Here is a 26,940-nt window from a genome sequence, read left to right on the forward strand (position 1 = left end):
CGCGGGTCTGCGGCATCGGGCCGTCGGCCGCCGACACCACCAGGATCGCGCCGTCCATCTGCGCCGCACCGGTGATCATGTTCTTCACGTAGTCGGCGTGGCCGGGGCAGTCGACGTGCGCGTAGTGTCGGTTCTGCGTCTCGTACTCGACGTGCGCGGTCGAAATCGTGATGCCGCGCGCCTTCTCTTCAGGCGCCTTGTCGATCTGGTCATAGGCCGTGAACGTCGCACCGCCCGTCTCCGCCAGAACCTTGGTGATCGCCGCCGTCAGCGACGTCTTGCCATGGTCGACGTGACCGATCGTCCCGATGTTGCAATGCGGCTTCGTACGTTCAAACTTTGCTTTGGCCATCGTTCTCCATCCTTGTCGGCGCCAACCTGGAAGGCGGCGAAACCGCGGCTGGTTACTGCGGAAAAGCACCCTGTTCAAGCCGGATTTTATGGGTCAATCTGGCGCGGAACGCCCCCGCAGGCCCGGATGACACCCGTGTGAACACCGGCGCCGGACCACAACAAAAACAGCAATCGGGAAACGCCATGACCGCGACAGCCGCCGCAACCTCCGCCCTCCCCCCGCAGACCCCGGCTTTGCCGGAGGCCAAGCCAGAAACCCTGGGGCTGTCGCCGCGCCGGCTGCAGGTGATGTCGGACGCCTTCAAGCGCGAGATCGACAAGGGCACCATCCCCGGCGTCACCGTTCTGGTGTCGCGCAAGGGCAAGATCGGCTGGTTCGAGGCGCTGGGCCGGCAGGCGCCCGGCTCCGACGCGCCGATGCGCCGCGACAGCATCTTCCGCATCTTCTCGATGACCAAGCCGATCGTCTCGGTCGGCATCATGCAACTGGTCGAAGACGGCCAGATGCTGCTCGACGATCCACTCTCGAAGTTCATTCCCGAATTTGAGAATACCAACGTCGGCATCGTGCGCGGCGGCGAACTCGAACTGATGCCGCAGCAACGCCCGATCACCATCCAGGATCTGCTGCGCCATACCTCGGGCATCACCTACGACCACACCGGCGATGGTCCGATCCACAAGATGTACCGCGCCTCGCGGATCCGCAGCCGCAAGATCACCAACGAAGAGCACGCCACCCTGGTCGCCTCGATGCCGCTGGTGTGTCAGCCCGGCGCGGCGTGGAATTACAGCCGGTCGACCGACATCCTCGGCCGGGTGATCGAAGTAGTCGCGGGCAAGACACTTGGCGCGTTCCTCACCGAACGCATCCTGGCGCCGCTGCAGATGAGCGAGACCGGCTTCCACACCGCGGCCGACAACAAGGGCCGGCTTGCCGAAGCGTTCCCGACCGATCCGTGGACCGGCGATCCGGTGGCGCTGTTCAACATGCTGGAAAAGCCGGTGATGGAATCCGGTGGTGGCGGCCTGGTCTCGACTACGATGGACTACGCGCGGTTCTGCCAGATGCTGCTCGGCGGCGGCACGCTGGATGGGACGCGGATCATCGGCCGCAAGACGCTGGAGCTGATGGCCAGCAATCACCTTGAGCCGCACATCCCGCCGGACAACTACATCCTGCCGCCCGGCAACGGCTTCGGCCTCGGCTTCGCGGTCCGCACCCAGCCGGGCATCTCGCCCTTCCCCGGCTCGGTCGGTCAGTTCTACTGGAGCGGCATCGCCGGTACGTTCTTCTGGATCGATCCCGCCGAACAGCTGTTCGCGGTGTTCATGTCCCAAGGCCCGGGCCAGCGCGAATACTTCCGCACCCTGGTGCGGGATCTGGTATACGCGGCGGTGGAGTAGTCACCACTCCTTTCCGCGCGTCATTCCGGGGCGCGAGCGAAGCTCGCGAACCCGGAATCTCGACGCGTTCTGCGACGTCCCTCTCGCCCCACGACATCGGGATTCCGGGTCTGCGCGCCTGCGGCACGCATCCCGGAATGACAGAGTGTGTGGCGAAGAGGAGCGCCTCAACTGATCGTCGCGCCACCGTCGATCACGAGGGTCTGGCCGGTGGTGAAGCTGCCGGCCTTGGAGGCGAGGAACACGGCAGCGCCGGCGATTTCGTCGGGCTCGCCGATCCGCTGCAGCGGCGAGCGCGCGGTGGAGTGCTTCAGCGTCTCCGGGTTCTCCCACAGCGCGCGGGCGAAGTCGGTCTTGATCAGGCCGGGCGCGATGCAATTGACGCGAATGTTGTGCACGCCGTACTCGCAAGCAAGGTTGCGGGCGAGCTGCATGTCGGCGGCCTTCGAGATGCAGTAAGCGCCGATCACGGTCGAGCCCTTCAGGCCGCCGATCGAGGACACGATGGTGATCGAACCGTCCTTGCGCTCGATCATCTGCGGCACGACTTCGCTGATCAGCCAGTGGTTGGCGACGATGTTGTTGTCGAGGATCTTGCGGAACTGATCGTCGTTGATGCCGGCCTGTGGGCCGTAATACGGGTTCGACGCGGCGTTGCAAACCAGCGCGTCGATCTTGCCGAATTTTTGCGTCGCTTCCTGCGCCAGGCGCTTCAGGTCATCCTTGCTGGAGATGTTGGCGGCGAGCGCCAACGCAGTCCCGGCGCCATAGGTGTCGTTGATCGACTTGGCGACCGCGTCACAAGCATCCTGCTTGCGCGACGAGATCACTACCTTGGCGCCGTGCTCCGCCATCCGCTCGGCGATCGCCTTGCCAATGCCGCGCGACGAGCCGGTGATGACGGCGACTTTTCCGCTCAGGTCGAACAAGTTCATGTTTCTCTCCCGTTGTGATTGTTGTGAGTAGATGACTTATCCGTCATTGCGAGCACACGGATCGGCGCTTCGCGCCGTCCGAGCACCGGCTCCGCGAAGCAATCCAGGTCCGTGCACTACGCTGGATTGCTTCGTCGCTTCGCTCCTCGCAATGACGGATGGCTTGGGTTCGACAATGGTGCCTACGCCAGCTTGCTCGGCGTCGCCAATTCCGGGCCCGCGGGCTGATGCATCGCGGCGTGCGACGGATCGGCGATCCACGGCTGCTGATTGACCATCGGAATCCGCCAGCCCTCGTGGCCGTTCGAGGCCATGTGATCAAGGCGGGTGATCGAGCAATTGTCGATGGTGAAGGCCAGCCCCCGCTCCGGCTGATCGCGCAGTGCGACGCCGATCGCGGCCTTGATGGTACCGCCATGCGCGACCGCGACGATGTCTTCGCCCGGATGCGCGGCGGTGATCCGCGCGATCGCACGCTTGGTACGCTCGTACAGGTCCATAAAGCTCTCGCCGTTGGGCGCGCGCTCGTCGATCGGCGCAAACCAGAAGGTGTCGAGATTGACCGGCAGCTTGGCGAAGAACGCGGCGCGGTTGGTACCCTGCCAATCACCGAGATGCTGCTCGTTGAGATCGGCGTCCTGCGTGATGGTGTCGGGGCGCGGGAAACCGGCGGCGAAGATCGCTTCCGCGGTCATGTGGGTGCGCTTCAGCTTGCTTGCGTACCACACCGCGTTCTGCGGCAGCACCCGGCTGACCGCATCGAACACCACGCGATCGCTGCAATCGCAGTCGATGTCGATCTGGCCGTAGATGTTGCCGCCGTCGCTGCGCACCGGCGCATGCCGCACCCACCACCACCGCGTCGCGGTGACGCCGATCGGCACCGAATGTTGGGCGACGAACGGTTTGTCGTTGGAAGACGGCGGCACGTTCGTCATGCGAGAAAATCCTTTCAATCCGGTCACAAGTCGCTGTACGTCAGACCTCGCATCGCCTCAAGTCACTTGTGTGGCGAACGCGCGATGTCGATCGAACGATCGTCGTTCCAATTCCGTCAAACGGCAAACGCCGAAGCGATCAGCAGGGAGCAACGCATGGGCCGCCTCGAAGGCAAATCCATCATCATCACCGGCGCCGGTAGCGGCATCGGCCGCGCGGCATCGCTGCTGTTCACCAAGGAAGGCGCGCAACTGATCGCGGTCGATCGCACCGAAGGCGTGCAGGAGACCGTCGAGCAGGTGCGCAAGGCGGGCGGCACCGCTGAAGCGGTGATGGCCGATGCAGGCTCCGAGGACGACGTGAAGGGGGTCGTCGCCAAGGCGATCGCCGCTTACGGCAAGCTCGACGGCATCTGGGCCAATGCGGGTATCAGCGGCGGCCTGGTGCCGCTGCCAGAACAGACGCCGGAGCACTGGCAGGAGATCCTGCGCGTCAACCTGATCGGTCCGTTCCTGGCGATCAAGCACACCATGCCGCATCTGATCAAACAGGGACACGGCGCGATCGTGTGCACCGCCTCGGTCGCGGGCCTGAAGAGCGGCGCCTCGGGACACCCTTACGCGGCATCGAAGGCCGGCGTCATCAGCCTGGTGCAGACCACCGCCTACTCGCTGTCCGGCACCGGCGTGCGCATCAACGCGGTGTGCCCCGGCCTGATCGAGACCGGCATGACCAAGCCGGTATTCGACGGCGCCCGCGCCCGCGGCACCGATCACAAGATCGGCCAGCTCAATCCGCTGAAGCGCGCCGGCCAGCCGCACGAACTCGCCACCATGGGCCTCTTCCTGCTCAGCGACGAAGCGTCCTACGTCAACGGCCAGGCCTTCCCGGTCGACGGCGGCCTGACCGCCTCGATGCCTTATGCGGGCAAGCCGATCTGAGACGGGATGATGAGCGGCGCAGACCGCTCCACACACGACCGTCATCCCCGCGCATGCGGGGATCCAGTATTCCAAGGCGTTCGTGATAACAATGACGCACTGGGATACTGGGTCGCCCGGACGAGCGGGCGATGATGACTTTTCGTCATTCCGGGGCGCGCGTGAAACGCGCGAACCCGGAATCCCATCGTACCAATCTCGGGATTCCGGGTTCGCCGCTGCGCGGCGCCCCGGAATGACCGGATAGAAAAAAAGGCGCGGCCGTTTCGGACCGCGCCTTCATTTTTTGGAATAGAAATCTCGCCGCTTACTTCGCGCCGGCCTTCTGGGCGTATTCCCACGCCAGCTCCGCCATCGGCACGGTGCGGGAGGCGGATTCCTTGGCCTTGTCGGAGGCGGCGGTGCCGTCGCGGACGCGGCCGGCGATGCCCGCCAGAATGCCGGCGAGGCGGAATGTGTTATAGGCCAGATACCAATTGAGGTTCGGGACGCCGGCGATGCCCGCGGCCTTGCAATAGATGTCGGCGGCCTGCTCCAGCGTCGGCAGATTCAGCGCCTTGAGATCGGCTTCGGCGAGCCCCGGCATCGCCCACTGCATCAACAGATAGGTGAAGTCGGCCATCGGATCGCCGAGCGTCGACAGCTCCCAATCCAGCACCGCCAGCACGCGCGGCTCGGTGGCGTGGAAGATCATGTTGTCGAGCCGGTAGTCGCCGTGCACCACCGACACCCGCTCCTGCACCGGCAGCGTGTTCGGCAGCCATTCCATCAGCCGCTCCATCTCCGGGATGGGCTCGGCCACCGACGCCTTGTACTGCTTGCTCCAGCGGTCGACTTGGCGGGCGAAGTAATTGCCCGGCTTGCCGAAGTCGCCGAGACCGATCTTCTCCGGATCGTAGCTGTGGAGCTGCGCCAGCGTCTCGATCTTGGCCTTGAAAATCGCCCAGCGCGACTCCGGCGTCTGGGTCGGCAGGGTCGGATCCCAGAACACCCGGCCTTCTTCCATCGACATGATGTAGAACGACACGCCGATCACGGAATCGTCGGTGCACAGCGCATAGGCCTTGGCGACCGGGAAGCCCTGTTTGCCGAGCGCGGCGATGACGCGGAATTCGCGGTCGACCGCGTGCGCCGACGGCAGCAGCTTGCCGAACGGCTTGCGCCGCATCACGTAGGAACGGTTCGGGGTGACGAGCTTGTAGGTCGGGTTGGACTGCCCGCCCCTGAACTGCTGAACCTCGAGCGGGCCCTGATAGCCCTCGACATTCGCCTGCATCCATTCGGCGAGGCGGGCCTCGTCGACCCGATGCCGCTCCTCGACCGGCTTGGTGCCGGTGTAATCGTCGTCGTTTCGCTTCCCGACCAAGTGACGCTCCTTGTTCTTGTTCGCGCGTTACGCGCCGCGCGTTCCGACAATCCCAAAATAGTCATACCCGGGCTTGACCCGGGTATCCATCTTTCCAAGAGATGCATCGCCGGATCAAGTCCGGCGATGACGTTTTTGTGCGGCCTTTGCGCGTCAGTGCGCTGCGTTGGCGTACTTCTTCATCTCCAGCCGGGCGATGGCGCGGTTGTGCACCTCGTCCGGGCCGTCCGCGAGCCGCAGCGTGCGGATGTTGGCGTAATCCTTGGCAAGACCCGCGTCGTCCGACACGCCGGCGCCGCCGAACGCCTGGATCGCTTCGTCGATGATGCGCTGCGCCATCCGCGGCGCCGCCACCTTGATCATCGCGATCTCGAGCTGCGCGGTCTTGTTGCCGACCTTGTCCATCATGTCGGCGGCCTTGAGGCACAGCAGGCGAGTCATCTCGATGTCGATGCGGGCTTCGGCGATCCGCTGCTCCCACACCGAGAATTCGATGATCCGCTTGCCGAACGCGACGCGCGACTGCAGCCGCTTGACCATCTTCTCAAGCGCCTCTTCGGCCTTGCCGATGGTGCGCATGCAGTGATGGATGCGGCCCGGGCCGAGACGGCCCTGCGCGATCTCGAAGCCGCGGCCTTCGCCGAGCAGGAGGTTCGACGCCGGAACGCGGACGTTCTCCAGCTTGACCATGCCGTGACCGTGCGGCGCATCGTCGAAGCCGAATACCGGCAGCATCTTCTCGATGGTGATGCCGGGGGCGTCGAGCGGCACCAGAATCTGCGACTGCTGCTGATGACGCGCAGCGTTCGGATCGGTCTTGCCCATCACGATCGCGATCTTGCAGCGCGGATCGCCGACCCCCGACGACCACCACTTGCGGCCGTTGATGACGTAGTGATCGCCGTCCTTCTCGATCCGAGTCTCGATGTTGGTCGCGTCCGACGACGCCACCGCCGGTTCGGTCATCAGGAACGCCGAACGAATTTCGCCGGCCATCAGCGGCCGCAGCCACTTCTGCTTCTGCTCCTTGGTGCCGTAGCGGAACAGCACTTCCATGTTGCCGGTGTCGGGCGCCGAGCAGTTGAACACTTCAGAGGCCCAGGAGATGTGGCCCATCTGCTCGGACAGCAGCGCGTATTCGAGGTTGGACAGACCCGCGCCATGGAATTCGTCATCGTCGTGCGACGACGGCGGCAGGAACAGATTCCACAAACCTTCGGCCTTCGCCTTGGCCTTCAGTTCCTCGAGAACCGGGATCACCTTCCAGCGCTCGCCCTCGGCGTCCTGCTGCTTGTAGATCGGCACCGCGGGGCGGACGTGGTCGTTCATGAACTTGGTGACGCGGTCCAGCCATTCACGCTGGCGATCGGACATCGTGAAATCCATCAGGCGATCCTCACTGTTTTCCCAGACTGTTGTGACCGACGGGGTGGCGGCACTGTCGTCCTGCCGCATCGCGCCCGCAAGTCGGATTTCCGCCCCGCATCCCCCGAGAGCCGGGCGACCACGAACCGCGAAAACGAAGCTGCCGGCGCCTCAGCGCCTACGGCGCATTGACTTCCGGCTGTGAAACGATAGTTTCATACAGCTGTTTGAATTGCAAGAACGATGATTTCCCGCGGAGCGGCATGTCCACCGACACCACACGCAGTGCGATCCTGACCGCCGCCGAACGGCTGTATGCCGAGCGCGGCTTCGGCGACGTCACCTTGCGCGACATCGTCGCCGCAGCCGGCGTCAACCTCGCCGCGGTGAACTATCACTTCGGCTCGAAGGACGAGCTGATCGCCGAACTGTTCGTGACGCGCTCGATCGCCACCAACCGCGAGCGGTTCAACGAGCTCAAGGCCGCGGAAACGGCCGGCGGCGGTCGCGCGCCGATCGAGGCGGTGTTGCGGGCGCTGATCGGCCCGACATTGCGCGGCTGCCTCGGCCAGGACAGCGAGCGCTCGGATGCCGCACGCTTCATGATCCGCGCCGCGATCGAAACCATCCCGCCGATCCGCAAGATCAAGAACCGCGAGATCGACCACTTGCGCAAATTCGCAGCGGCGATGCGGCGCTCTCTGCCCGGCAAGCCGGACGCCGAGATTTATTGGGGCTTGCACTTCGCCCTGGCGATGGCGCAGCAAACCGTGCGCGACAGCGAGCGCCTGCTGCGGCTGTCGGAAGGCACTTGCGATCTCGACGACGTCGACGGAGTGATCGACCGCGTCGTCGCGGTGGCGTCGCTGGCACTGAAGACGGGCACCATCGGCACCAGCGAGGCCGCGGTGTCGCGGCGGCGCTGAGCCTGCGCAGCGACCGCCGACGACCTCACCTCACCGCGCGATCAACTCGACGATGCGGTACAACACCAGCCCGGCAGCCAGCACCAGATAGCCGCGCAATACCAGCAACCAAGTGCGGCTGACAGCGCTGAGGCGCGCGGGCGGCAGCGTCGCCAGCGGCGGCATCCGCCACTCTTCCGGCGCAACAGCGGACGCCGCCACAGGCTCGGCGCGGACACCCCGCGCGCGGCGCGCGATCAACGCCACGGCGCCGGACAACAGCAGCGCGCCGACCACGCCGCCGCCCAGGATGCCGAGGATCATCCCCTCGCCGACGCCGGGAAACAGCACCGACACGGTGAGGATGACCGACAGCAGCACCAGCACCGCGACGATCGCCCCGGTGAACAGGTTGCCGGCACGGCCGTTGGCCCATGGCCCGAGCACGGCCTTGTCGTTGCACAACAGCAGCAGAAACACCGTCGCGCTCGGCAGCAGCACGCCGGCCAGCGTCTGCACCGCATTGGTGAGCAAGCCGAGCGGCATCCCCGGCGTCACCACCAGAGCCGCCGCGAACGCGATCAACCCGGCATAGACCGCGTAGAACCCCTTCGCCTCGCGCGGCTTGCGATGCAGCGAATGCGCCACCGCGAACACATCGCCGATCGCGTAAGCGGTCGACAGCGAAACGGCCGCCGCACCGATGATGCTGGCGTCGAGCAACGCCAGCGCGAACAGTATCGCCGGCAACCGCCCGGCGGCCTGCTCCAGGCCGTGCGCGGTGCCGAGCGCATCGGTATAGGCGCCAAACTCCGGCCGGCCGGCGAAGGCCGCGGCCGAGAAGCCGATCATCGCCACCGCGCCGATGATCACCAGGCCGATGCCGACGCAGAGATCCCAGCGCTCGTAGCGGATGAAGCGCGGGGTGATACGCTTATCGATCAAATAGCTCTGCTGAAAAAACAGCTGCCACGGTGCGATCGTGGTGCCGACGATGGCGATGATCAGCAGCATCACCTCGCCGAGCGGCGCGCCGGCCGGCATCTTCGGCACGAAGAAATCATGCGCCAGCTGCGGCAGCGGCGGATGCACCATCACGGCAACCGGAATCAGCAGCAGGCTGCCGGCGACCAGCACCAGCGCGAACCGCTCGAAACGGCGGAAATCGCCGGTCGAGACCGCGAAGGTGATGATCACCGCGGCCGCGATCACGCCCCAGAACTGCGACAGGCCGAGATATTGCAGCGCCAGGCTGATGCCGATGAACTCGGTAACCAGCGTCAGCGCGTTGAGCAAGAACAGGTCGGCGACGCTGAACGCGCCCCAGAACTTGCCGAACCGCGCGAAGATCAGCCGCGCGTGGCCGACGCCGGTGACGGCGCCGAGCCGCACCACCATCTCCTGGTTGACGTACAGCACCGGGATCAGCAGCAGCAGCGTCCACAGCAGCGTGGTGCCGTAGTTCTGGCCGGCCTGGGTGTAGGTGCCGAATGCGCCGGCATCGTTGTCGCCGACCATCACGATCAGGCCGGGACCGGCGATTGCCAGCAGCGTTTGCAGCCGGGCTTTGAGCGTGCGCCGCGGCGCGCGGTCATCGGCCGCGATAGTGCCGAGCGCGCCACGGATCTCGCCGAGATGGGCGCTGTCGAGCACCGCGCTCGGTGGAACGGCGGCGCAGACCGACGTCGCCTGCAAGGGGATGTGCTTGGTCATTTGTCTCTCCTGATCCGGCTTGCGCGCAGAGGCCGGACGCGGAGAGCGGCGCTAAGCGCCCTCGCCCGCCCGGCGCCGATGCGGCGCGGCCACGTCTGGTGCTGATTTCGGGACTGGCAGGCCCGCCGCACGCACGAAGGCGGCAGCGGGCAATCTGGGTTGATGGTCCATCGGGAACGCTCCTGCCCGGCAACCCGCCGGGCGCTCGGATTTACGCCGCGCGCGAGGGCGGCTGGTACACGCGGTCGCCGGTGTCACCGCCTTCGGCGCCCGCCGCGTCGCCGGACGGCACCACGGTCCATCCGGCCACCAGCGTGCCGGCCGAGCCGACATGCCAATGCAGTGCGAGCGCGGGACGCTGCGCCCTGCGCGGCGTGCTGCGGACATTGTCGTTGGCGTGGGCGCGGCGGCTCTCGGCGGGGCGCGCGGCGCGGCCGGTCAAGGCCGGCCACCATGCGGTTTTGAAGTTGATCGACATCACTCACCTCCACGGCCGCAACGCGGCGGGACGGTGAGATCAGGCGGCTAGCAGCGCACCTTGCTCACGCGGCCCGACACGGTTGCGGTCCGATGTGTTGCGGTCGCGTTCGCCCGGCCTATCGCGGGGGGAAGGCGGCCAAAGCTGCTAGGGCCCATGTGCTCTTCGTTGGATGAGAAGGAAGGATCGCGCGCAAATGCTCGACCCGGCCGGAGCCCTACGCCCGCACCTGCGATCGAGTCAACACTGTTTGTGGCCGGTCACGCCGCCGTGTTCGGCGGGCACGGACGGTGCGCAGCACCGCCCGTCCTTGCTGCGCGCACGTGCGCGGACGTCTCAGATCGCCAGATAGCGATGGCGCAGCTCTTCGCTGTCGAGGACGTGCTTGGCGGTGCCGTCGAACACCACTTCGCCGGTGTCGAGGATCACGGCGCGGTCGGACAGTTCCAGCGCCGCCACCGCATTCTGCTCGACGATGATGGTGGTGATGCCCGCGGCACGTACTTCCTTCAGCGCCTTGGCGATGTCGTGGCGGACCACCGGCGCCAGGCCTTCGTAGGGTTCGTCGAGCAGCAGCAGCTTGAGATCGCGAGCCAGCGCGCGGGCGATGGCCAGCATCTGCTGCTCGCCGCCCGACATCGTCACACCTTCCTGCTTGCGCCGCTCGGCGAGCCGCGGGAACAGCTCGTAGATCCGCTCGAACGACCAGCCGACGCTGCCGGAGATCACCGCGAGCTGCAGGTTCTGCTCCACCGTCATCCCCGGGATGATGCGGCGATCCTCCTGCACCAGCTGGATGCCGGCCTGGGCGGCGACATAGTTCGGCTTGCCGTGCAGCTTGACGCCGTCGAGGATCACTTCGCCCGAGACAAGCTCGGGCGTCGAGGCGCGTGCGATCGAGCGCAGCGTCGAGGTCTTGCCGGCCCCGTTGCGGCCGAGCAGCGCCAGGATCTCGCCCTTGTTCAGCGAGAACGAGACGTTCTGCACGATGTAGCTGTCGCCGTAATAGGCGTTGAGGTTGCGGCAGCAGAAATACGGCGTTTCGCCCGCATGGGTGGCGTGCGGTCGTTCGGCGGTCATCGTCGTCATACTTGTTCCTCGCCGAGATAGGCTTCGATCACTTTCGGGTTGCCCTTGATCTCGTCGGGCACGCCCTGCGCGATGACGCGGCCGCCGGCCAGCACGGTGATGCGGTCGGCGAGCGAAAACACGACGTGCATGTCGTGCTCGATGATCACGATGGTCATGCCCGACTGCTTGATCTGCCGCAGGATCTCGATGGTGGCGTTGGTGTCGGCGCGCGCCATGCCTGCGGTCGGCTCGTCGAGCAGCAGCAGCTTCGGCTTCTGCACCAGGCCCATCACCAGCTCGAGCCGGCGCTTGTCGCCGCGCGAAAGCGCCCCGGCGAGGTGATACAGATGCCCGCCGAGGCCGCGCTCGCGCAGCGCCTGCACGGCGCGCTGGCCGATCTCGCCCTGCTCGTCGAACCGCGACACCAGCTTGAGCCGGAAGGCGCCGTCCTGATGCGACAGCATCGCCATCATGACGTTTTCCAGCACGGTCAGATCGCCGAAGATCTCCGGCGTCTGAAACACCCGCGCCACGCCGAGCTGATTGATCTCATACGGCTTCAGCCCGGTGAGCTGGGTGCCGTGGAACATCACCTTCCCCTGCGTCGGCGGCAGCACGCCGACGCAGACGTTGAGCAGCGTCGATTTGCCGGCGCCGTTGGGGCCGATGATGGCGTGGGTCTCGCCCTCACGGATGTCGAGATGCACATCCGCCAGCGCGTGCAGACCCGCGAACGTCTTGTGGACGTGATCGATATGCAGAACGATGTCGCTGTTCACGTTCATGGCGCGGTGGCTCTCGCTTTTTGCTCGGCGGCGTTCTTCTCGATCTCGGCGGTGCGGTCGTGCGACGGCATCTCCTCGATCACCATTTCGCCGAGACCGTCACGCTGCGGCGAGTCGCCGAGCGACTTGACCTTCGGGGTGTGCTTCAGGCCGATCAGCCGGTTGATGCCTTCCATCACGCCGCCCGGCAGGAAGATCACGACTGCCATGAACAGCAGACCGAGGGTGAGCTGCCAGCCCTCGCCGACGAACAGGCTCAGCGTCTTGACCACCGGCTCGCGCAGCCCGTCGGGCACGAAGGTGAACATCGCCTTGAGCTGGGCCTCGTTGTAGGCAGAAAAGATGTTCTCGAAGTACTTGATGATGCCGGTGCCGAGCACCGGGCCGAGCAGCGTGCCGGCACCGCCCAGGATGGTCATCAGCACCACCTCGCCCGATGCGGTCCACTGCATCCGCTCGGCGCCCGCGAGCGGATCGGTCGCGGCGAGCAGCGCGCCGGCGAGACCGGCGAACATGCCGGAGATCACGAAGGCGGATAGCAGATACGGCCGGGTCGAATAGCCGGTGTAGCCCATCCGGTTCTGGTTCGACTTGATGGCGCGCAGCGTCATGCCGAACGGCGAGCGGAAGATCGCGATCGACAGGCCGAACGCCGCCACCAGCACCGCGCCGCAGATGTAGAACCCGGTCCAGCCGGTGATCTGCATGCCGAACAGCGACGGCGTCGGCGAGACGTAGCCGATCGCGGCGTCGAGATAGCGCGGGTCCTGGCGCAGGACGCGCAAGCCGGTTTCGCCGTTGGTGATCGGCGTCAGCACCGAATATGCCATATTGTAGCACATCTGCGCGAACGCCAGCGTCAGGATCGAGAAGTAGATGCCGGAGCGGCGCAAGCTGACGAAGCCGATCGCCAGCGCCAACACGCCGGCCAGCACCACCGACATCGCCACCGCAGGCAACAGATCCATCGACAGCAGCTTGAACGACCACACCGCGGCGTAGGAGCCGACGCCGAGGAACGCGGCGTGGCCGAACGACAGGTAGCCGGTGAGACCGAACAGGATGTTGAAGCCGATCGCGAAGATGCCGTAGATCGCGAACTTCTGCAGCAGGTCCGGATAGCCGGCGCCGATCGGGGTGAAAATGATCGGTCCCAGCGCCACCACGATGGCAAAGCCGATCAGCAGCGCGATGTCGGCGAGTTTGGAGGTGTGCTTCATCGGATCAGCTCTCCATCACGCCCTTGCGTCCCAGCAATCCGCGCGGACGCACCAACAACACCACCACGGCGACCAGATAGATGATGATCTGGTCGATGCCCGGCAGCAGGCCCTTGATCTCGTTCATCGAGGCGAACGACTGCAGGATGCCGAGCAGGAAGCCGGCCAGCACCGCACCCGGCAGCGAGCCCATGCCGCCCACCACGACGACGACGAACGACAGCACCAGAAAGTCCATACCCATGTGATAATCGGGCGGCACGATCGGCGTGTACATCACGCCGGCGAGGCCGGCGACGATCGCCGCGAGGCCGAACACGATGGTAAAGCGCCGCTCGATATTGATGCCGAGCAGCCCGACGGTCTCACGGTCCTGCATGCCGGCGCGCACCACCATGCCGAAGGTGGTGAGCTGCAGGAACGCGAACACCGCGCCGATCACCACCAGCGAGAAGCACAGATAGACGATGCGCCAGTACGGATAGACGATCGCCTCGGTGATCTGCAGCGAACCGGAGAACAATGCGGGGGCCGATTGTGCGATCGGATTGGCGCCGAAGAAGTGCTTGACGATCTCCTGCAGCACGATGGCGAGGCCGAAGGTGACCAGGATCTGGTCGGCATGCGGGCGCTTGTAGAAGAACCGGATCAGTCCCCGCTCGATCAGGATGCCGATCAGCAGCATCACCGGGATCGCGAGCAGGATCGACACCGGCACCGAGTAATCGATCAGTACCTTACCCCAGTCGCCGAGCATCGACTGAACGTAGGGCGTCTTGACCTCCAGCGGCGAGCCCCAGGGCGTCGTCCGCGTCGGATCAATCTTGACGATTTCCAGCGTCAGCAGCTTGTTGAACACCACGGCGCAGAACGCGCCGAGCATGAACAGCGCGCCGTGGGCAAAATTCACCACGCCGAGCGTGCCGAAGGCCAAGGTCAGCCCGAGCGCGATCAGCGCATAGGCCCCTCCTTTGTCGAGGCCGTTCAGGATCTGCAGAACGATCGCGTCCATGCGTGGTCAATCTCCCCCTGTGTCCGCGGCACCAAGGCGCGCGTCCATCGCAATTCCCCGGCGACCGACCCCGGCCGGCGGGCCAATACAAACTTTGCAGTGCCTGTCGCCCGACCATCGGTCAGAGGCGGTACGCGCTTTATTGCTGCTCAAGAGACACGTGGCGGTCGGCTGCGCCGCAGGGCTCAGCCGACCGGTCACGATTCTGCTCGCCGGGCCGCAGCTCGCAGCCCGGCCGGATCAGATCAGCCGCACGCCTTGGCGTCCTTGGAGCCGAGTTCGCCGCCGAAGATGCTCGGGTCGTAGGTGACCTGCGACGCCGGCACGATCTTCTTGACTTCGAGCAGGTCGAACTTGTCCTTCGGCTTTTCCTTGCCCTGCACCACCAGCACGTCCTTGAAGCACTGATGGTCAGCGGCGCGGTACAGCGTCTTGCCGTTACCGAGGCCGTCGAACTCGAAGCCTTCGAGTGCCGCGATCACCTTCGACGGATTGAAGGTGCCGGCACGCTCGACGGCGTCGGCATACAGGATCGCCTGGACGTAGCAGGTCTGCGCGGCCTGCGACGGCGGGGTGCCATAAGCAGCACCGAACGACTTGGTGAACGCGCTGGTGGCGGCGTCTTCGAGCTTCCAGTCCCAGTTGGCGGTGCCGTAGATGCCCTTGATCGCATCGCCGGCGCCCTGCGCCATCAGCTCGGAGAACAGCGGCACGACGATCTCGAACTTCTTGCCGTTCGCCATCTTGTCGCGCAGGCCGAACTGAACCGCCTGGGTCAAGGAGTTGATCATGTCCTTGCCGTAGTGGTTCAGCACCAGCACGTCGGCGCCGGAGTTCAGCACCGGGGTGATGTATTGCGAGAAGTCGGCGGCGCCGAGCGGGGTGCGGACCGCCTTGACGGTCTTCCAGCCCTGCTTCTCGGTGGCGTCCTTCATCGACTCTTCCTGGGTCCAGCCCCAGGTGTAGTCGGCGGTCAGGTGATAGGCGACGCGGTCCTTGCCATAGGCTTCGGCCAGCACCGGGCCGAGCGCGACGCCCGACATGTAGGCGTTGAAGAAGTGGCGGAAACCGTAGGCGCGCTTGTCCTTGCCGGTGGTGTCGTTGGAGTGGGTCAGGCCGGCCATGAAGATCACGCCGACATCCTGGCACAGCGACTGCACCGCGACCGCTTCGGCCGACGACGAGCCGCCGGTGATCATGATCGCGCCGTCCTTTTCGATCATGCGCTTGGCGGTGGCGCGCGCCTGATCGGCCTTGGTCTGAGTATCACCGGAGACGAAGGTGACCTTCTTGCCGAGCACGCCGTTACCCTTGAGCGCCAGCGGCTTCATGGTCTTCAGCATGCCGCCGTCGCCCTCACCGTTGAGGTGCTTCACCGCGAGCTGATAGGCCTTGAGTTCATCCATGCCTTCGTCGGCATAGGCGCCGGACTGCGGGACGTTGAAGCCGAAAACGACTTCCTTGCCCTTCGGGATGTTGCAGAAATCGTCGGCCCAGGCGTCGCGGATGAAAAAGCTCGGCGTGGCAAGGGCGGCAGCACCGGCCAGGCCGGTCTTGAGCGCAGTTCTGCGGTCGATGATAAATTTCTTGTCGGCCATGGGGCGTCTCTCCTCGGGTTCCTCGGGAAGTCTTCTTGTTAGTCTCGGGTCACGTCGCGCTCGCACGCTGATCGATGCCCGGGCTGCTCTTGGTGGCAGCGGAGCCGAAGTCTTGGAGAGCGGGTCCAATAGGGTCAACCGCTCCTTTTGTCTAAGGAGCGTCGATCAGTTCGGCGCGAAGGTAATTGCTCGCGCGGTTGACAGAACTAATCGTCAGTCTGTCGTGACAACTCGTCACAGTAACTATTGTGCATATCGATCAGAAAGCGTCGGCAGATCAGTCACTGCAGCGTTGTCACAACTGTCACATATCGCGCTGCACCAAATAACAACTCGGACGTCCTCGCATCCCCGTGCGCCAATTTATGTGACGTTTGGTCGCTCAAGCGAGCGTTGGACTATGCACGCCCGCGACATCATGTCCGATACCGCACAGTTCTGAGTGTGAGGATCGTTTAGAATTTACCGAACCAGGTCGGCACATTCTCCGCGCCGCCGAGACTGGCGGCATCGCCATACAGCCCCGCGAGAAAGGTCGCGCGATGGCTGGCTCTGGCGGTTGGGATTCCTACAGCCTGGTGGTCGCCGGCCGACAACGCCCGATACACCATCGCCGGATGCAGCGCTTCGTCGGCGAGCCCATAGTGAAACCGGATCGGCGAATCGTAGCGCCAATACGAAGCCCGATTGGCTGCGAGGTGACGCAGGAAGGCGCTGTTGCGATCGTCGGTGGCGCGCTCGAAGAAGCCCGGCACCAACAGATCGGAGCCGGTCGGGAACGGCTGCTGCGGATCGGCCACGAGCTTGTAGTCTTCCCAGTACTTGCGGGCCATCGCCCGGTATTCGGGGCGGATGGCGCTGTCGAGCAAACCGCTGAGGCGATAGTTCAGCTCGTAGCTGCCCAGCGCAACGATCATGCACAGCGAGATCCAATTCGGCAGCGCCGGATAGGACGTCGTGCCGGCCGGCAGGGCGAAGCTCTGCGCGCCGGCCCAGTAGCTCCAGGCTTCATTCAGATCGTTGAACGGGCTGGCGACCGCGGTGGCGGCAACGGGTCGCGACCGGCGGCGCAGCGCCTGATGAAGCCACTGGGTGTTGAGCGCGCCCTGCGACCAGCCGTGCAGGAAGAGTTTCGATGGTTTCAGGCCGAGCGATGCCATCGCCACCTCGCCCGCCGCCAGCATGTCGAGACAGGTCTGGACGCTGACGCCTTTGACTGCGTAGCCCTCGCCTCGCCCGTTGCGGAATGGCCCCTTGCCGACATAATCGGCGGCGACCACCGCATAGCCGCGCGCCGCGAACCGCTGCACATTGAACAGCGTCTCCAGCGAATCCGCCGCATCGCTGAGCTGGTACGCCGGATCGGCCAGCTTGGTCAGGTTCGACGGGACCTGATCGAACGACAGGATGGTGCCGTGCTGCCAGGATAGAAGCGGCAGTTCGCCGGTCTTGCCGGCCGGCACCGCCAACAGCCCGCTGACCTTCAGCCGCTCACCAGTCTCGGGAACGCGGGTCGTGGTCACGATCCGGTGCAGATCGACGTCGACCTGTGCACCGGCGGAGGCGGCATCGAAGGCCGGCAGGATCGCCGGGGCGTTGAACAGCGGGAACGCCTTGGCGACCTCGGCGTCGAGCCGCGCGGCGCTGACCCGCGCCGAGCGGTCGATTTCGGATCGCAGTGAGGAGCGCCGCACCGCCGCCTGTGCCGGGCTGAAGCCGAGCGCGACAGTGCCGGCGGTAGCCGCGGCACCGAACACCAGAGACCGACGCTGCCGGTCGATCCCGCCTGAGGCTGCCTCTGACTGAGCAGGAACGGACAGGTGTTTCAAAAGCGCCGGCATGGGGAGGGCCTCGGATCTCGAGCAAGGACGAATCGACGATCGGGCCAGTGTACCGCGCGGCAGTGACCGAACATGCCGAGCGCAAAGAAAACGCCGCGCGGGAAACACCTCAATCGAGGCGATCCGGCGCGGCGCGGATGGTGTGGCAGCCTGCCGCCGCGTCAGCTGACGCGACGTTCGCGGCTCTCCCAATACGGCTGGCGCAGTTCACGCTTGAGGATCTTGCCGGCACCGGACAGCGGCAGCGGCGTCTCGGTGATCTCGACACTGCGCGGGCACTTGTAGCCGGCGATCAGCGCCTTGCAGTGGGCGATCAGCTCTTCCGCCGTCACGGTGGCGCCGGCCTTGGTGACCACCACCGCGTGAACCTGCTCGCCCCACGCCTCGTGCGGAATGCCGATCACCGCGCATTGCGCCACCGCCGGATGCTGCGCCACTGCGTTCTCGACCTCGACCGAGTACACGTTCTCGCCGCCGGAGATGATCATGTCCTTGACCCGGTCGACGACATAGACGAAGCCGTGCTCGTCCATGTAGCCGCCGTCGCCGGTGTGCATCCAGCCGCCGGCGAGCGCCCGCGCGGTCTCCTCCGGCCGCTCCCAATAACCCATCATCATGTTGTCGCCGCGCACGCAGATCTCGCCGACCGTTCCATACGGCACGGTGCGATCCTCGGCATCGACGATCCGCACTTCGCAGCCCAGCGTGGCCCGGCCGGCGGCGCGCTGCCGCCCCTTGGCCTTGCCCTCGCCGATATGCTCCTTCCAATGCAGCAGCGTGGCGATCGGCGACAGTTCGGTCATGCCGTAGGCTTGGGTGAACTGAACGTTGGGCAGCGCCGCGGACGCGCGGGCCAGCACCGCCTCGCTGATCGGCGAGGCGCCGTACACGATGTTCTTCAACGACGACAGGTCGTAGTTCTTCAGCGCCGGATGATCGACGAACATCTGGATCATGGTCGGCACCAGCAGCACGTCGGTGACCCGCTCGTTCTGCATCGCCTGCATCACGCCCTCCGGCGTGAACGACGGGATCATCACGTTGGAGCCGCCCGACAGCAGCAGCGAATACATCGCGGCGCCATTGGCGAGGTGGAACATCGGCGCGGCGTGCAGATAGACAGACGTGCCGGGAAACAGCCCCTCGCCCAGCGCGTTGAGCGCGTTCGCCATCAGATTGCCGTGGCTCAGCATCACACCCTTGGAGCGGCCCGTGGTACCGCCGGTGTAGAAGATGCCGGCAAGGTCTTCGGCCTTACGCATCGCATCCGGAATCGGCGCGTGGGTGGCGATCAGATCCTCATAGCTCTGCATGCCGGTCGGCACGTCGCCGTCGTCGGCATAGATCAGCGCCATCGACGGGATTGCCTGCGCCAATGCGGCACCGGTCGCGGCGAAGGCCTTGTCGACCACCAGCGCGACCGCGCGGCAGTCGCGCAACGCATCTTCGTTTTCCAGCGCGCTCCAGCGGATGTTGAGCGGCACGATGACGCCGCCGCACCAGCCTGCAGCGAGATACATTTCGAGATAGCGATCCGAATTCAGCGACAGGATCGCAACGCGTTCGCCCTCGCCGACACCGCTGGCGCGCAGGCCGGCAGCGAGCCGCGCGACGCGATCGCCGACCTCGCGCCAGTTACGTCGGCGGCCGGCGCAGACGGTGGCCAGCCCTTCCGGGTTGATCTGCAACGCGCGCCGCAGGCCGTGGGTGATGTTCATGATGTCCTCCCTTGGGTCGTTTCCTGTTGTTGTTGCCGTCGGGCGCCTGAAGGGCGCTCTTCTTCTTGGTTGATCGGGCGGCGAGCCCCTCGGTGAGGCGCATCGCGAATTCGTCGGCGATCGCCTCCGGCGACAGCGCGCCGTCGCGCTGATACCAGTGGCCGATCCAGTTCAGCGATCCGGCGATCGCGAACGCGGTGAGCTTCGGATCGCACGGCTTGATCGATCCGTCGGCAATGCCGTCCGCGATGAAGCGGCGGAACGTCTGGTCGATGCCGCGCTTGGCGGCGCGCACCGTCTTCTCGTTCTCCGGCGACAGGTCACGCGGATTGAACCGCACCATGCTGGCACCGAACTCCGTGGCCATCGTTGCGGCATAGGCGCGCACCAGCGCGCGCAGCTTGCCGAGTCCGTCGTCACCGGAGCGGCTGATGTCCGCAATGATCTCGTCGACCTGCTCCTGACCGAGCGCCCAGCACTCGAACAGAATCTCCTCCTTGCTGCGGAAGTAATTGTACAGCGCCGGCTTGGTGATGTTCAGCCGCTCCGCCACTTCGTTGAGCGTGGCGCGATGATAGCCCTGTTCGAGGAACAGATGCACCGCCGTTCGCAGCACCGCCTCGCGCTTTTCGTCGCGGGCGCGGCGGCGGCTCTCGAACGGCATCCAGGGCGATCGGTCGTCGGCGGCGTGTCCGCTCATCACAAATTCCGCAGGCAGCAATTTGGCAAGTAACTGATCCGGCGCCGATCGATTGACTCGCCAGCAGCTCGCATATATTACTCATGGGTAATAAAAAGTCCAATGGGTAAGTTTAGGGAGAGAACAATGGCGTCACCCGTCCACGTCGCAGGCGTCGGCATGATCCCGTTCGTCAAGCCGGGCGCAAACGAGCCGTATCACCTGATGGGCGCCGAAGCGGCGCGGCTGGCCTTGCGCGACGCCGGCCTCGGCTACGATGCGATCCAGCAGGCCTTCGTCGGCTACGTCTACGGCGACTCCACCTGCGGCCAGCGCGCGCTGTACCAGGTCGGCATGACCGGCATCCCGATCGTCAACGTCAACAACAACTGCTCGACAGGCTCGACCGCGCTGTACTTAGCGCGGCAGGCCATCGCCTCCGGCGCCGCCGACTGCGTGCTGGCGCTCGGCTTCGAGCAGATGAAGCCCGGCGCGCTCGGCGCGGTGTTCGCTGATCGTCCCAGCGCGTTCGACGCTTTCGATGCCGCTGCCAACGAGCTGATCGACGCGCCCGGCGTGCCGCTGGCGCTGCGCTATTTCGGCGGCGCCGGCCTCAGCCACATGCAGAAATACGGCACGCCGCTGGCGTCGTTCGCGGCAGTTCGCGCCAAGGCCAGCCGTCACGCGGCGAAGAACCCGCTGGCGCTGTTCCGTAAGGAGCTTTCGGCCGACGATGTGCTGAACGACCAGGTGATCTGGCCGGGCGTGATGACCCGGCTGATGGCCTGTCCCCCCACCTGCGGCGGCGCCGCCGCGGTGCTGGTGTCCGAAGCCTTCGCCAAGAAGCATGGCCTCGACACCCGTGTCCGCATCGCCGCGCAGGCGATGACCACCGACACGCCGTCGACCTTCGAGGCGCACGACATGATGCGCGTGGTCGGCTACGACATGGCGCGTGCCGCGGCCACCAAAGTGTACGAGGACGCCGGCGTCGGGCCGGACGACATCAACGTCGTCGAGCTGCACGACTGCTTCGCCCACAACGAACTGATTACCTACGAGGCGCTTGGTCTCTGCCCCGAAGGCGGCGCCGAGAAGTTTATCGCCGACGGCGACAACACCTATGGCGGAAAGTTCGTTACCAATCCGTCGGGCGGGCTGCTGTCGAAAGGCCATCCGCTCGGCGCCACCGGCCTAGCGCAATGCTACGAGCTGACCCGGCAGCTCCGCGGCACCGCGGAGGCGACCCAGGTCGACGGCGCCAAGCGCGCGCTGCAGCACAATCTCGGTCTCGGCGGCGCCTGCGTGGTGACGCTGTACGAGCGCGCGTGAGGCAAATCTGATGGTCGATCAATCCGCTGTTGGTCGCCGGTTCACACCGGTGACCGCCCATGTCGAAGCCGGTCGGCTGCGCTATTTTCTCGACACGCTCGGCGAGACCAATCCGGTGTATCGCGACGCCGCCGCGGCCAAGGCCGAAGGCTTCGCGGCGCCGCCGATCCCGCCGACCTATCTGTTTTGCCTCGAGATGCTCGACAACGAAAAGCCGTTCGAGTTTCTCACTGCGCTTCAGATCGATCTCGGGCGGGTGCTGCACGGCGAGCAGAGCTTCACCTACCATGCCCCGGTGATGGTCGGCGACACCCTCACCTTCAGCCCGCAGGTGACCAGCGTCACCGACAAGAAGGGCGGCGCAATGACGCTGATCGGCGTCGAGACCACCGTCACCAACCAGGACGGGGTTCACGTCGCAGATACGACGCGGACCATCGTGGTGCGCAACGGATGACCGACATGATGGACATGACAACTTCCCCCACGGTCGGCGACCGCATCGTCCACAAGCGCTTCCCGGCGATCAACCGTCACCGTTTGGCGCTGTATTGCGGCGCCTCCGGTGATCATAATCCGATCCATGTCGACATCGATTTCGCCAAGGCGTCGGGTTTTCCGGACGTATTCACCCACGGCATGCTGGTGATGGGCTATCTCGGCCAGGCGCTGAGCGACGCCGTGCCGCCGAACCGGATCCGGAGCTTTTCGACGCGGTTCGCGGCGATCACCCAGCTCGGCGCCGAGATCACCTGCGAAGGCCAAGTCACCGAGCTGATCGAAGCCGACGGCGAGCGCCGCGCCCGGCTCGCCCTCACCGCCCGCGACCAAACCGGCGAGATCAAGCTCGCCGGCGAAGCGATCGTCGCCCTGTCATAACAACAAGCATTCGAGGAAACCTCATGGGCAAACTGCAAGGCAAGGTGGCGCTGGTCACCGGATCGGGCCGCGGCATCGGCCGCGCCATCGCGCTGAAGCTCGCGTCCGAAGGCGCGCGCGTCGTCGTCAACGATCTCGACGCCGAACCGGGCGACGCCGTCGCTGCCGAGATCAAGGCGATGGGCAGCGATGCGATCGCCATCAACGGCAGCGTCTCGGAGGCCGGCTTCGCCGATCGCTTCGTCGGCGCGGCGGTGGAAAAATTCGGCGGCCTCGACATCATCGTCAACAATGCCGGCTACACCTGGGACTCGACGATCCAGAAGATGACCGACGAGCAATTCCAGGCGATGCTCGACGTGCATCTGGTGGCGCCGTTCCGCATCCTACGCGCGGCCGCCGAACCGATCCGAATCTTCGCCAAGAAGGAAGCCGAGGCCGGTCAGGAAGTGTTCCGCAAAGTCGTCAACATCTCATCGATCGCAGGGCTCTACGGCAATGCCGGTCAGGCCAGCTACTCGTCGGCGAAAGCCTCGCTGGTTGGGCTGACGCGCACGCTGTGCAAGGAATGGGGCCGCTACAAGGTCAACGTCAACTGCGTCGCGTTCGGCCTGATCAACACCCGCCTCACCCAGCCGATCGAAGCGCAGCAGAAGACTATCGACGTCGCCGGCCGCGACATCAAGGTCGGCGTGCAGCCGCAGATGCTGGACGCAATGGCGCGGATGATCCCGCTCGGGCGCGGCGGCACGCCGGAGGAAGCCGCCGATGCGGTGTATCTGTTCTGCAGCCCGGAATCGAACTACGTCAGCGGCCAGGTGCTGGTCTGCGGCGGCGGCTTGATCCTGTAAGCAGGGGATTTCGGCGATGACCCTGGTTCTGTCGGAGCGGCGCGGCGCCGTCGCAGTCCTGACGCTGAACAACCCGGCGCAATACAACGCGATGCGCAGCGGCCTGCTCGGCGAGCTCGGCGCCGCCTTGAACGCGGCGCTCGCCGACGATGCGGTGCGCGCCATCCTGCTCACCGGCGCCGGCAAAGGCTTCTGCGCCGGCGCGGCCCTCGGCAGCGAGACGTTCGGGGCCGGCGCCGACGTCGCGCCGTGGATGCGTGCCGAACTCAGCCCGGTGCTCGAGGCGATGCGCGGCGCGGCGAAGCCGATTATCGTCGCCGTCAACGGCCCCGCGGCGGGCGCGGGCGTCGGCCTGGCGCTCGCCGGCGACATCGTTCTGGCGGCGCGCTCGGCGAAATTCGTGCTCAGCTTCGTCAAGCTCGGCGCCGCGCTCGATGCCGGCACCTCGCTGTTTGTACAGCGCGCGATCGGCGTGGCGCGTGCGCGCGCCCTGGCGCTGCTCGGCCGTCCGCTGTCTGCCGAACAGGCCGAACAATCCGGCCTGATCTTCCAGGCCGTCGACGATGAGCGCCTGATGGGCGAAGCGATGGCGATCGCCGAGCAGCTCGCGGCCGGCCCGCCGATCGGCATCGGCCTGATCAAGCGCCAGATCGAAGCGGCATGGAGCGCCCCGCTCGCCGAGGTGCTGGACGACGAAGCCGAACAGCAGGGCCGTGCCTTCGTCACCGCCGACCTGCGCGAAGGCGCCGCCGCCTTCGTCGAGAAACGCGCGCCGAACTTCACCGGCCGCTGACGGAGCAGTGCCGAGGCTGTAGCGGGTCAACCCGCAGTGCTGGTCGCGGCTTGTGCCATCCGTTTGATGGAGGTGATCCAAGCCTAAACTTCGCTCTTGCTGGGGTGGAGCGCGGACGGAGGCATTTTCAATGAACCGTCCGCGTTGACCTGCCCCTGAGTTTTTCCTCCGGTTGGAGTTAGAGTCCGGCCCTGACGAGGACGGGCTGATGAAGCGAGCAAGGTTTACGGAAGAGCAGATCATCGCGGTGCTGAAGGAGCACGAGGCCGGCGCCAAAGACGGCCGATCTGGCGCGCAAGCACGGCATTTCCGAAGCAACGCTGTACAATTGGAAGGCCAAATTCGGCGGGATGGATGCCTCGGAGGCCAAGCGATTACGGCAGCTCGAGGACGAGAATGCCAAGCTGAAGAAGCTACTGGCCGAGCAGATGCTGGATGCTGCGGCGTTGCGCGAGCTTCTGTCAAAAAAATGCTAGGGCTCGCCGCCAAGCGCCAAGCCGTCGCGCACCTGCAGACCGTGATGGATCTGTCGGAGCGTCGGGCCTGCCAGATCATGGGAGCGGACCGCAAGATGGTCCGCTATCGATCCCACCGGCCGCCGGACACCGAACTGCGTGCCCGGCTGCGCGACTTGGCGAACGAGCGGCGGCGGTTCGGCTACCGCCGGCTGTTCGTCCTGCTGCGGCGGGAGGGCGAGCCCTCGGGCATCAACCGGATCCACCGACTCTATCGCGAGGAAGGGCTTTGCGTGCGCAAGCGGCGGGCCCGGCGCAAGCCGCCGGCACACGGGCCCCCATTCTGGTCGAGGCCAAGCCGAACGCGCGCTGGTCGATCGATTTCGTCCACGACCAGTTCGCCAATGGCCGGCGCTTCATTTGTTAGACAACTAACTACTCGACCCATCTGCAAGCCCACCCGGCACGCCGACGACAGCGCAATTCGAAGACGAGCCATACACTCCCTTCAAGACATCTATTACTAGGAGAGCACCGCCGAGTTGAGCGCACACGATCATCCAGTGAGAATAGCGATAATCGCTTGAAACAGCAGAAAAGAACAGCCCAACCATATGAAGTAGACCGCTGGTTGTTAGAACCAGACTCATCTGCAAAAGCCGACTATTTCGCCTCGTTATCAGAAACAATGTTACGATCGCAGCAATGGTCGCAAGAAGTAGATAATAAGCTGGCAAGAAAACACTTCTGCCGGATTTGGCTACTAACAAATCAGTTAGCGCACTATGCACTCCACCACGAGACCGCACTCCAAGATCATTTGGGTCGATACGTGAGAAAGTGGGCGCCCACAAATCGTAGGGAGGCAGACCGATCAGACTGGTGAAAATCGCTAGTCGATGAGATAGATATGCAAGTGGATGTCTGAAGATTGCGTTTACCCAATCCCAAGTCAGCTCACTTCTTGCTATCGCCGAATTCTTGAAACGTTCGGCCGGTAGAGGCGTTGCGGTCGGAAAAGGCGCGCTGGCGGCGTGCACCTGCTCTCCTGTGAGCAGGGGGGTAACAGACCTCGGGCTGTACAAGACGTTTACGTCTTCTATTGTTGCTGGTTCAAGTGATGCAGGAACGTCGCCATTGCCTGACATTATTGCAATACCGGCCACATCGTATTGAGCTAGAAACGTCCAAAAATGGTGCTTGTCAGCGACTGTGGCGTACGAGAGCAAATTTGCAGCGAAGAAAAGAAAAACAGTGATCAGCGCTGATGCGACCAAGGACGCTACGGCTCTCGCCCCTCGAAAACTGTCCCGCCCCCGAACGATCAGTGTTCCGTACGCTATGATCGGAAAGGCCGCCGCGGCAGCATTGTGACGAAATGCTATTCCGCAGAACACGACCAAGACCGCCACAAATATGTACAATGTTCGTCGGTTACCAGTCGCGACGTCTGAAAGAGATAATAATCCTAGGGCAGACAGAAATGCGCCAGCCATGAAAATGTCAACCCAAATGACGCAAATGATGCCGAAGACGGCCGGATTCAATAAGAAAGTGACAGCAATCACAGCCGCACCCCAGCCCAGAGGTCTCGCCCCACTTGCTATCAGAAGTGCAAAACCACCATAAACCAAGGTCAATTGTATTAGCAGCATGCCAGCCGGCCCTGGCCAAATTTTATCTACCTGCCGCCAAATGATCGCCAGTAAAGGAGGGTGCCCGTCTGAGTAAACTCCGGCGCGAGCTTGCGACAATATGGTAAAACTATCTATCGACATGGAACCTGGAAAATATGCATTAAAGAGGTAGGCTACCCACAAGACAGTTACGAAAAGCAGAACAATCGTTGGCGCCCAGGGAGCAGATCTATTCGCATTGATATTCATCGGAATGCCGTACTCTTCTGGGGCAAACAGCTTAAGGAAGTTCAGACGGATGCCCTGAGTGGTCGTTGCTTTTGATGATAAACTGTTTGGTATCGCCTGAAATTTGTGATGCATTGGAACACACCCCCTCTTGAGGCGGCAGTGAGCTCGGCGAAGAACATCGACTTCGTTGAGCCATGACACCGATCCCGGCGCGTATGGAAGGATGAGGGTAGTCATTGGCGCATCTTCGGATGCACACGTTTGCCTCGCTCAGTCGACAGTGGCATTGCCTCCCCCCCGGGCCGGAACTTGCCCCTCGATGCTTGAGCGCCGATCCTTTAAAGGCCGACGGCGTCGCTAGGTTTTCGGCAAACTCAGTCGACATCTTATAGGCCAGGATGCGATGGGGGCCGAATTGGTCGAGGATTCGTGCAG

Annotated in this window: 24 protein-coding genes and 1 pseudogene; 9 read left to right on the forward strand and 16 right to left on the reverse strand. The window is 64.7% G+C overall.

Translation table 11 applies throughout. The annotated features are described in order from the left end of the window. Positions 1–352 (reverse strand): GTP-binding protein (locus tag VRZ08_RS24290; RefSeq protein WP_414534167.1); only part of this gene is annotated, 352 nt, incomplete at its 3' end. A gap of 185 nt (positions 353–537) precedes the next feature. Here VRZ08_RS24290 and VRZ08_RS24295 point away from each other — a divergent pair. Further along, positions 538–1,761: a serine hydrolase domain-containing protein gene (locus VRZ08_RS24295; RefSeq protein ID WP_414534168.1), complete on the forward strand. Its 1,224-nt coding sequence runs from the start codon at positions 538–540 to the stop codon at positions 1,759–1,761. 167 nt (positions 1,762–1,928) lie between these two features. On the opposite strand, the gene VRZ08_RS24300 is transcribed toward VRZ08_RS24295, so the two are convergent. Next, positions 1,929–2,696 (reverse strand): SDR family NAD(P)-dependent oxidoreductase, encoded by a 768-nt coding sequence (locus VRZ08_RS24300; protein ID WP_107356143.1) that lies wholly within the window; start codon positions 2,694–2,696, stop codon positions 1,929–1,931. Positions 2,697–2,878: 182 nt separating this feature from the next. Next, the gene (locus tag VRZ08_RS24305) at positions 2,879–3,634 is read right to left on the reverse strand and encodes a histidine phosphatase family protein (protein WP_414534169.1); all 756 of its coding nucleotides are present in this window, start codon (positions 3,632–3,634) and stop codon (positions 2,879–2,881) included. A 156-nt stretch (positions 3,635–3,790) separates the two neighbouring features. Between VRZ08_RS24305 and VRZ08_RS24310 the strand changes: the two genes are divergently transcribed. Then, complete coding sequence (locus tag VRZ08_RS24310) at positions 3,791–4,576, forward strand: SDR family NAD(P)-dependent oxidoreductase (RefSeq protein ID WP_414534170.1); 786 nt, start codon at positions 3,791–3,793, stop codon at positions 4,574–4,576. A 307-nt stretch (positions 4,577–4,883) separates the two neighbouring features. Here the strand turns inward: VRZ08_RS24310 and VRZ08_RS24315 are convergent, their stop codons facing one another. Both VRZ08_RS24315 and VRZ08_RS24320 read right to left on the reverse strand, forming a co-directional pair. Beyond that, entirely contained in the window at positions 4,884–5,942 is a 1,059-nt protein-coding gene (locus VRZ08_RS24315) for a phosphotransferase family protein (protein ID WP_414534171.1), read from the reverse strand. Between the two features lie 153 nt (positions 5,943–6,095). Then, a complete protein-coding gene (locus VRZ08_RS24320; RefSeq protein ID WP_414534172.1) occupies positions 6,096–7,328 on the reverse strand; it encodes an acyl-CoA dehydrogenase family protein in 1,233 nt (410 codons plus the stop codon). A gap of 242 nt (positions 7,329–7,570) precedes the next feature. Here VRZ08_RS24320 and VRZ08_RS24325 point away from each other — a divergent pair, with 242 nt between their 5' ends. Beyond that, a complete protein-coding gene (locus VRZ08_RS24325; protein ID WP_264052679.1) occupies positions 7,571–8,233 on the forward strand; it encodes a TetR/AcrR family transcriptional regulator in 663 nt (220 codons plus the stop codon). A gap of 30 nt (positions 8,234–8,263) precedes the next feature. On the opposite strand, the gene VRZ08_RS24330 is transcribed toward VRZ08_RS24325, so the two are convergent. From VRZ08_RS24330 to VRZ08_RS24375, 10 genes are all read right to left on the reverse strand, one after another. Beyond that, positions 8,264–9,925, reverse strand: a complete 1,662-nt coding sequence (locus tag VRZ08_RS24330) for an NRAMP family divalent metal transporter (protein ID WP_414534173.1) — start codon at positions 9,923–9,925, stop codon at positions 8,264–8,266. A gap of 211 nt (positions 9,926–10,136) precedes the next feature. Continuing rightward, positions 10,137–10,403 carry a hypothetical protein gene (locus tag VRZ08_RS24335; protein WP_414534174.1) on the reverse strand — a complete coding sequence of 89 codons (267 nt, stop codon included), beginning with the start codon at positions 10,401–10,403 and terminating at the stop codon, positions 10,137–10,139. Between the two features lie 336 nt (positions 10,404–10,739). Beyond that, positions 10,740–11,492, reverse strand: a complete 753-nt coding sequence (locus VRZ08_RS24340) for an ABC transporter ATP-binding protein (RefSeq protein WP_107356147.1) — start codon at positions 11,490–11,492, stop codon at positions 10,740–10,742. Then, a complete protein-coding gene (locus VRZ08_RS24345; protein ID WP_107345103.1) occupies positions 11,489–12,259 on the reverse strand; it encodes an ABC transporter ATP-binding protein in 771 nt (256 codons plus the stop codon). The genes VRZ08_RS24340 and VRZ08_RS24345 overlap by 4 nt, the downstream gene beginning before the upstream one ends. After that, positions 12,256–13,479, reverse strand: a complete 1,224-nt coding sequence (locus VRZ08_RS24350; RefSeq protein WP_107345104.1) for a branched-chain amino acid ABC transporter permease — start codon at positions 13,477–13,479, stop codon at positions 12,256–12,258. Before VRZ08_RS24350 ends, VRZ08_RS24345 begins: the two co-directional genes overlap by 4 nt. A 4-nt stretch (positions 13,480–13,483) precedes the next feature. Continuing rightward, positions 13,484–14,491, reverse strand: a complete 1,008-nt coding sequence (locus VRZ08_RS24355; protein ID WP_107345105.1) for a branched-chain amino acid ABC transporter permease — start codon at positions 14,489–14,491, stop codon at positions 13,484–13,486. Positions 14,492–14,736: 245 nt separating this feature from the next. Then, positions 14,737–16,089 (reverse strand): substrate-binding protein, encoded by a 1,353-nt coding sequence (locus tag VRZ08_RS24360; protein WP_107345106.1) that lies wholly within the window; start codon positions 16,087–16,089, stop codon positions 14,737–14,739. A gap of 455 nt (positions 16,090–16,544) precedes the next feature. Continuing rightward, the gene (locus VRZ08_RS24365; RefSeq protein WP_414534176.1) at positions 16,545–17,846 is read right to left on the reverse strand and encodes an alpha/beta hydrolase family protein; all 1,302 of its coding nucleotides are present in this window, start codon (positions 17,844–17,846) and stop codon (positions 16,545–16,547) included. A gap of 245 nt (positions 17,847–18,091) precedes the next feature. Further along, entirely contained in the window at positions 18,092–19,648 is a 1,557-nt protein-coding gene (locus tag VRZ08_RS24370; RefSeq protein WP_414534177.1) for an acyl-CoA synthetase, read from the reverse strand. After that, positions 19,566–20,348 (reverse strand): TetR/AcrR family transcriptional regulator, encoded by a 783-nt coding sequence (locus VRZ08_RS24375; RefSeq protein ID WP_414534178.1) that lies wholly within the window; start codon positions 20,346–20,348, stop codon positions 19,566–19,568. The genes VRZ08_RS24370 and VRZ08_RS24375 overlap by 83 nt, the downstream gene beginning before the upstream one ends. Before the next feature lie 126 nt (positions 20,349–20,474). Between VRZ08_RS24375 and VRZ08_RS24380 the strand changes: the two genes are divergently transcribed. The 6 genes and pseudogenes from VRZ08_RS24380 to VRZ08_RS24405 form a co-directional block, all read left to right on the forward strand. Continuing rightward, complete coding sequence (locus VRZ08_RS24380; protein ID WP_414534179.1) at positions 20,475–21,659, forward strand: lipid-transfer protein; 1,185 nt, start codon at positions 20,475–20,477, stop codon at positions 21,657–21,659. Between the two features lie 10 nt (positions 21,660–21,669). Next, a complete protein-coding gene (locus VRZ08_RS24385) occupies positions 21,670–22,116 on the forward strand; it encodes a MaoC family dehydratase N-terminal domain-containing protein (protein ID WP_414534180.1) in 447 nt (148 codons plus the stop codon). Next, positions 22,113–22,538 (forward strand): MaoC family dehydratase, encoded by a 426-nt coding sequence (locus VRZ08_RS24390; protein WP_414534181.1) that lies wholly within the window; start codon positions 22,113–22,115, stop codon positions 22,536–22,538. The genes VRZ08_RS24385 and VRZ08_RS24390 overlap by 4 nt, the downstream gene beginning before the upstream one ends. 23 nt (positions 22,539–22,561) lie before the next feature. Then, on the forward strand, positions 22,562–23,389 hold the full coding sequence (locus VRZ08_RS24395; protein WP_164606608.1) for an SDR family NAD(P)-dependent oxidoreductase: 828 nt from the start codon (positions 22,562–22,564) through the stop codon (positions 23,387–23,389). Positions 23,390–23,405: 16 nt separating this feature from the next. Further along, positions 23,406–24,182 (forward strand): enoyl-CoA hydratase-related protein, encoded by a 777-nt coding sequence (locus VRZ08_RS24400; protein ID WP_414534182.1) that lies wholly within the window; start codon positions 23,406–23,408, stop codon positions 24,180–24,182. A gap of 208 nt (positions 24,183–24,390) precedes the next feature. Further along, positions 24,391–25,055 (forward strand): annotated as a pseudogene (locus VRZ08_RS24405) (transposase); the annotation flags it as partial. 13 nt (positions 25,056–25,068) lie between these two features. On the opposite strand, the gene VRZ08_RS24410 reads toward VRZ08_RS24405, so the two are convergent. Further along, positions 25,069–26,637 (reverse strand): hypothetical protein, encoded by a 1,569-nt coding sequence (locus VRZ08_RS24410; RefSeq protein ID WP_414534183.1) that lies wholly within the window; start codon positions 26,635–26,637, stop codon positions 25,069–25,071. Positions 26,638–26,940 lie beyond the last annotated feature (303 nt).

This window comes from Rhodopseudomonas sp. G2_2311 (genome assembly GCF_047501505.1).
GTDB classification, from domain to species: Bacteria; Pseudomonadota; Alphaproteobacteria; order Rhizobiales; family Xanthobacteraceae; genus Rhodopseudomonas; species Rhodopseudomonas palustris_H.

Bases quoted from the DNA above. Each gene is read 5' to 3' on its own strand.
- VRZ08_RS24295 (WP_414534168.1), top strand. From the start codon at position 538: ATGACCGCGACAGCCGCCGCAACCTCCGCCCTCCCCCCGCAGACCCCG.
- VRZ08_RS24300 (WP_107356143.1), bottom strand. From the start codon at position 2,696: ATGAACTTGTTCGACCTGAGCGGAAAAGTCGCCGTCATCACCGGCTCG.
- VRZ08_RS24305 (WP_414534169.1), bottom strand. From the start codon at position 3,634: ATGACGAACGTGCCGCCGTCTTCCAACGACAAACCGTTCGTCGCCCAA.
- VRZ08_RS24310 (WP_414534170.1), top strand. From the start codon at position 3,791: ATGGGCCGCCTCGAAGGCAAATCCATCATCATCACCGGCGCCGGTAGC.
- VRZ08_RS24320 (WP_414534172.1), bottom strand. From the start codon at position 7,328: ATGGATTTCACGATGTCCGATCGCCAGCGTGAATGGCTGGACCGCGTC.
- VRZ08_RS24325 (WP_264052679.1), top strand. From the start codon at position 7,571: ATGTCCACCGACACCACACGCAGTGCGATCCTGACCGCCGCCGAACGG.
- VRZ08_RS24330 (WP_414534173.1), bottom strand. From the start codon at position 9,925: ATGACCAAGCACATCCCCTTGCAGGCGACGTCGGTCTGCGCCGCCGTT.
- VRZ08_RS24335 (WP_414534174.1), bottom strand. From the start codon at position 10,403: ATGTCGATCAACTTCAAAACCGCATGGTGGCCGGCCTTGACCGGCCGC.
- VRZ08_RS24340 (WP_107356147.1), bottom strand. From the start codon at position 11,492: ATGACGACGATGACCGCCGAACGACCGCACGCCACCCATGCGGGCGAA.
- VRZ08_RS24345 (WP_107345103.1), bottom strand. From the start codon at position 12,259: ATGAACGTGAACAGCGACATCGTTCTGCATATCGATCACGTCCACAAG.
- VRZ08_RS24350 (WP_107345104.1), bottom strand. From the start codon at position 13,479: ATGAAGCACACCTCCAAACTCGCCGACATCGCGCTGCTGATCGGCTTT.
- VRZ08_RS24355 (WP_107345105.1), bottom strand. From the start codon at position 14,491: ATGGACGCGATCGTTCTGCAGATCCTGAACGGCCTCGACAAAGGAGGG.
- VRZ08_RS24360 (WP_107345106.1), bottom strand. From the start codon at position 16,089: ATGGCCGACAAGAAATTTATCATCGACCGCAGAACTGCGCTCAAGACC.
- VRZ08_RS24370 (WP_414534177.1), bottom strand. From the start codon at position 19,648: ATGAACATCACCCACGGCCTGCGGCGCGCGTTGCAGATCAACCCGGAA.
- VRZ08_RS24375 (WP_414534178.1), bottom strand. From the start codon at position 20,348: ATGAGCGGACACGCCGCCGACGACCGATCGCCCTGGATGCCGTTCGAG.
- VRZ08_RS24380 (WP_414534179.1), top strand. From the start codon at position 20,475: ATGGCGTCACCCGTCCACGTCGCAGGCGTCGGCATGATCCCGTTCGTC.
- VRZ08_RS24385 (WP_414534180.1), top strand. From the start codon at position 21,670: ATGGTCGATCAATCCGCTGTTGGTCGCCGGTTCACACCGGTGACCGCC.
- VRZ08_RS24390 (WP_414534181.1), top strand. From the start codon at position 22,113: ATGACCGACATGATGGACATGACAACTTCCCCCACGGTCGGCGACCGC.
- VRZ08_RS24395 (WP_164606608.1), top strand. From the start codon at position 22,562: ATGGGCAAACTGCAAGGCAAGGTGGCGCTGGTCACCGGATCGGGCCGC.
- VRZ08_RS24400 (WP_414534182.1), top strand. From the start codon at position 23,406: ATGACCCTGGTTCTGTCGGAGCGGCGCGGCGCCGTCGCAGTCCTGACG.
- VRZ08_RS24410 (WP_414534183.1), bottom strand. From the start codon at position 26,637: ATGCATCACAAATTTCAGGCGATACCAAACAGTTTATCATCAAAAGCA.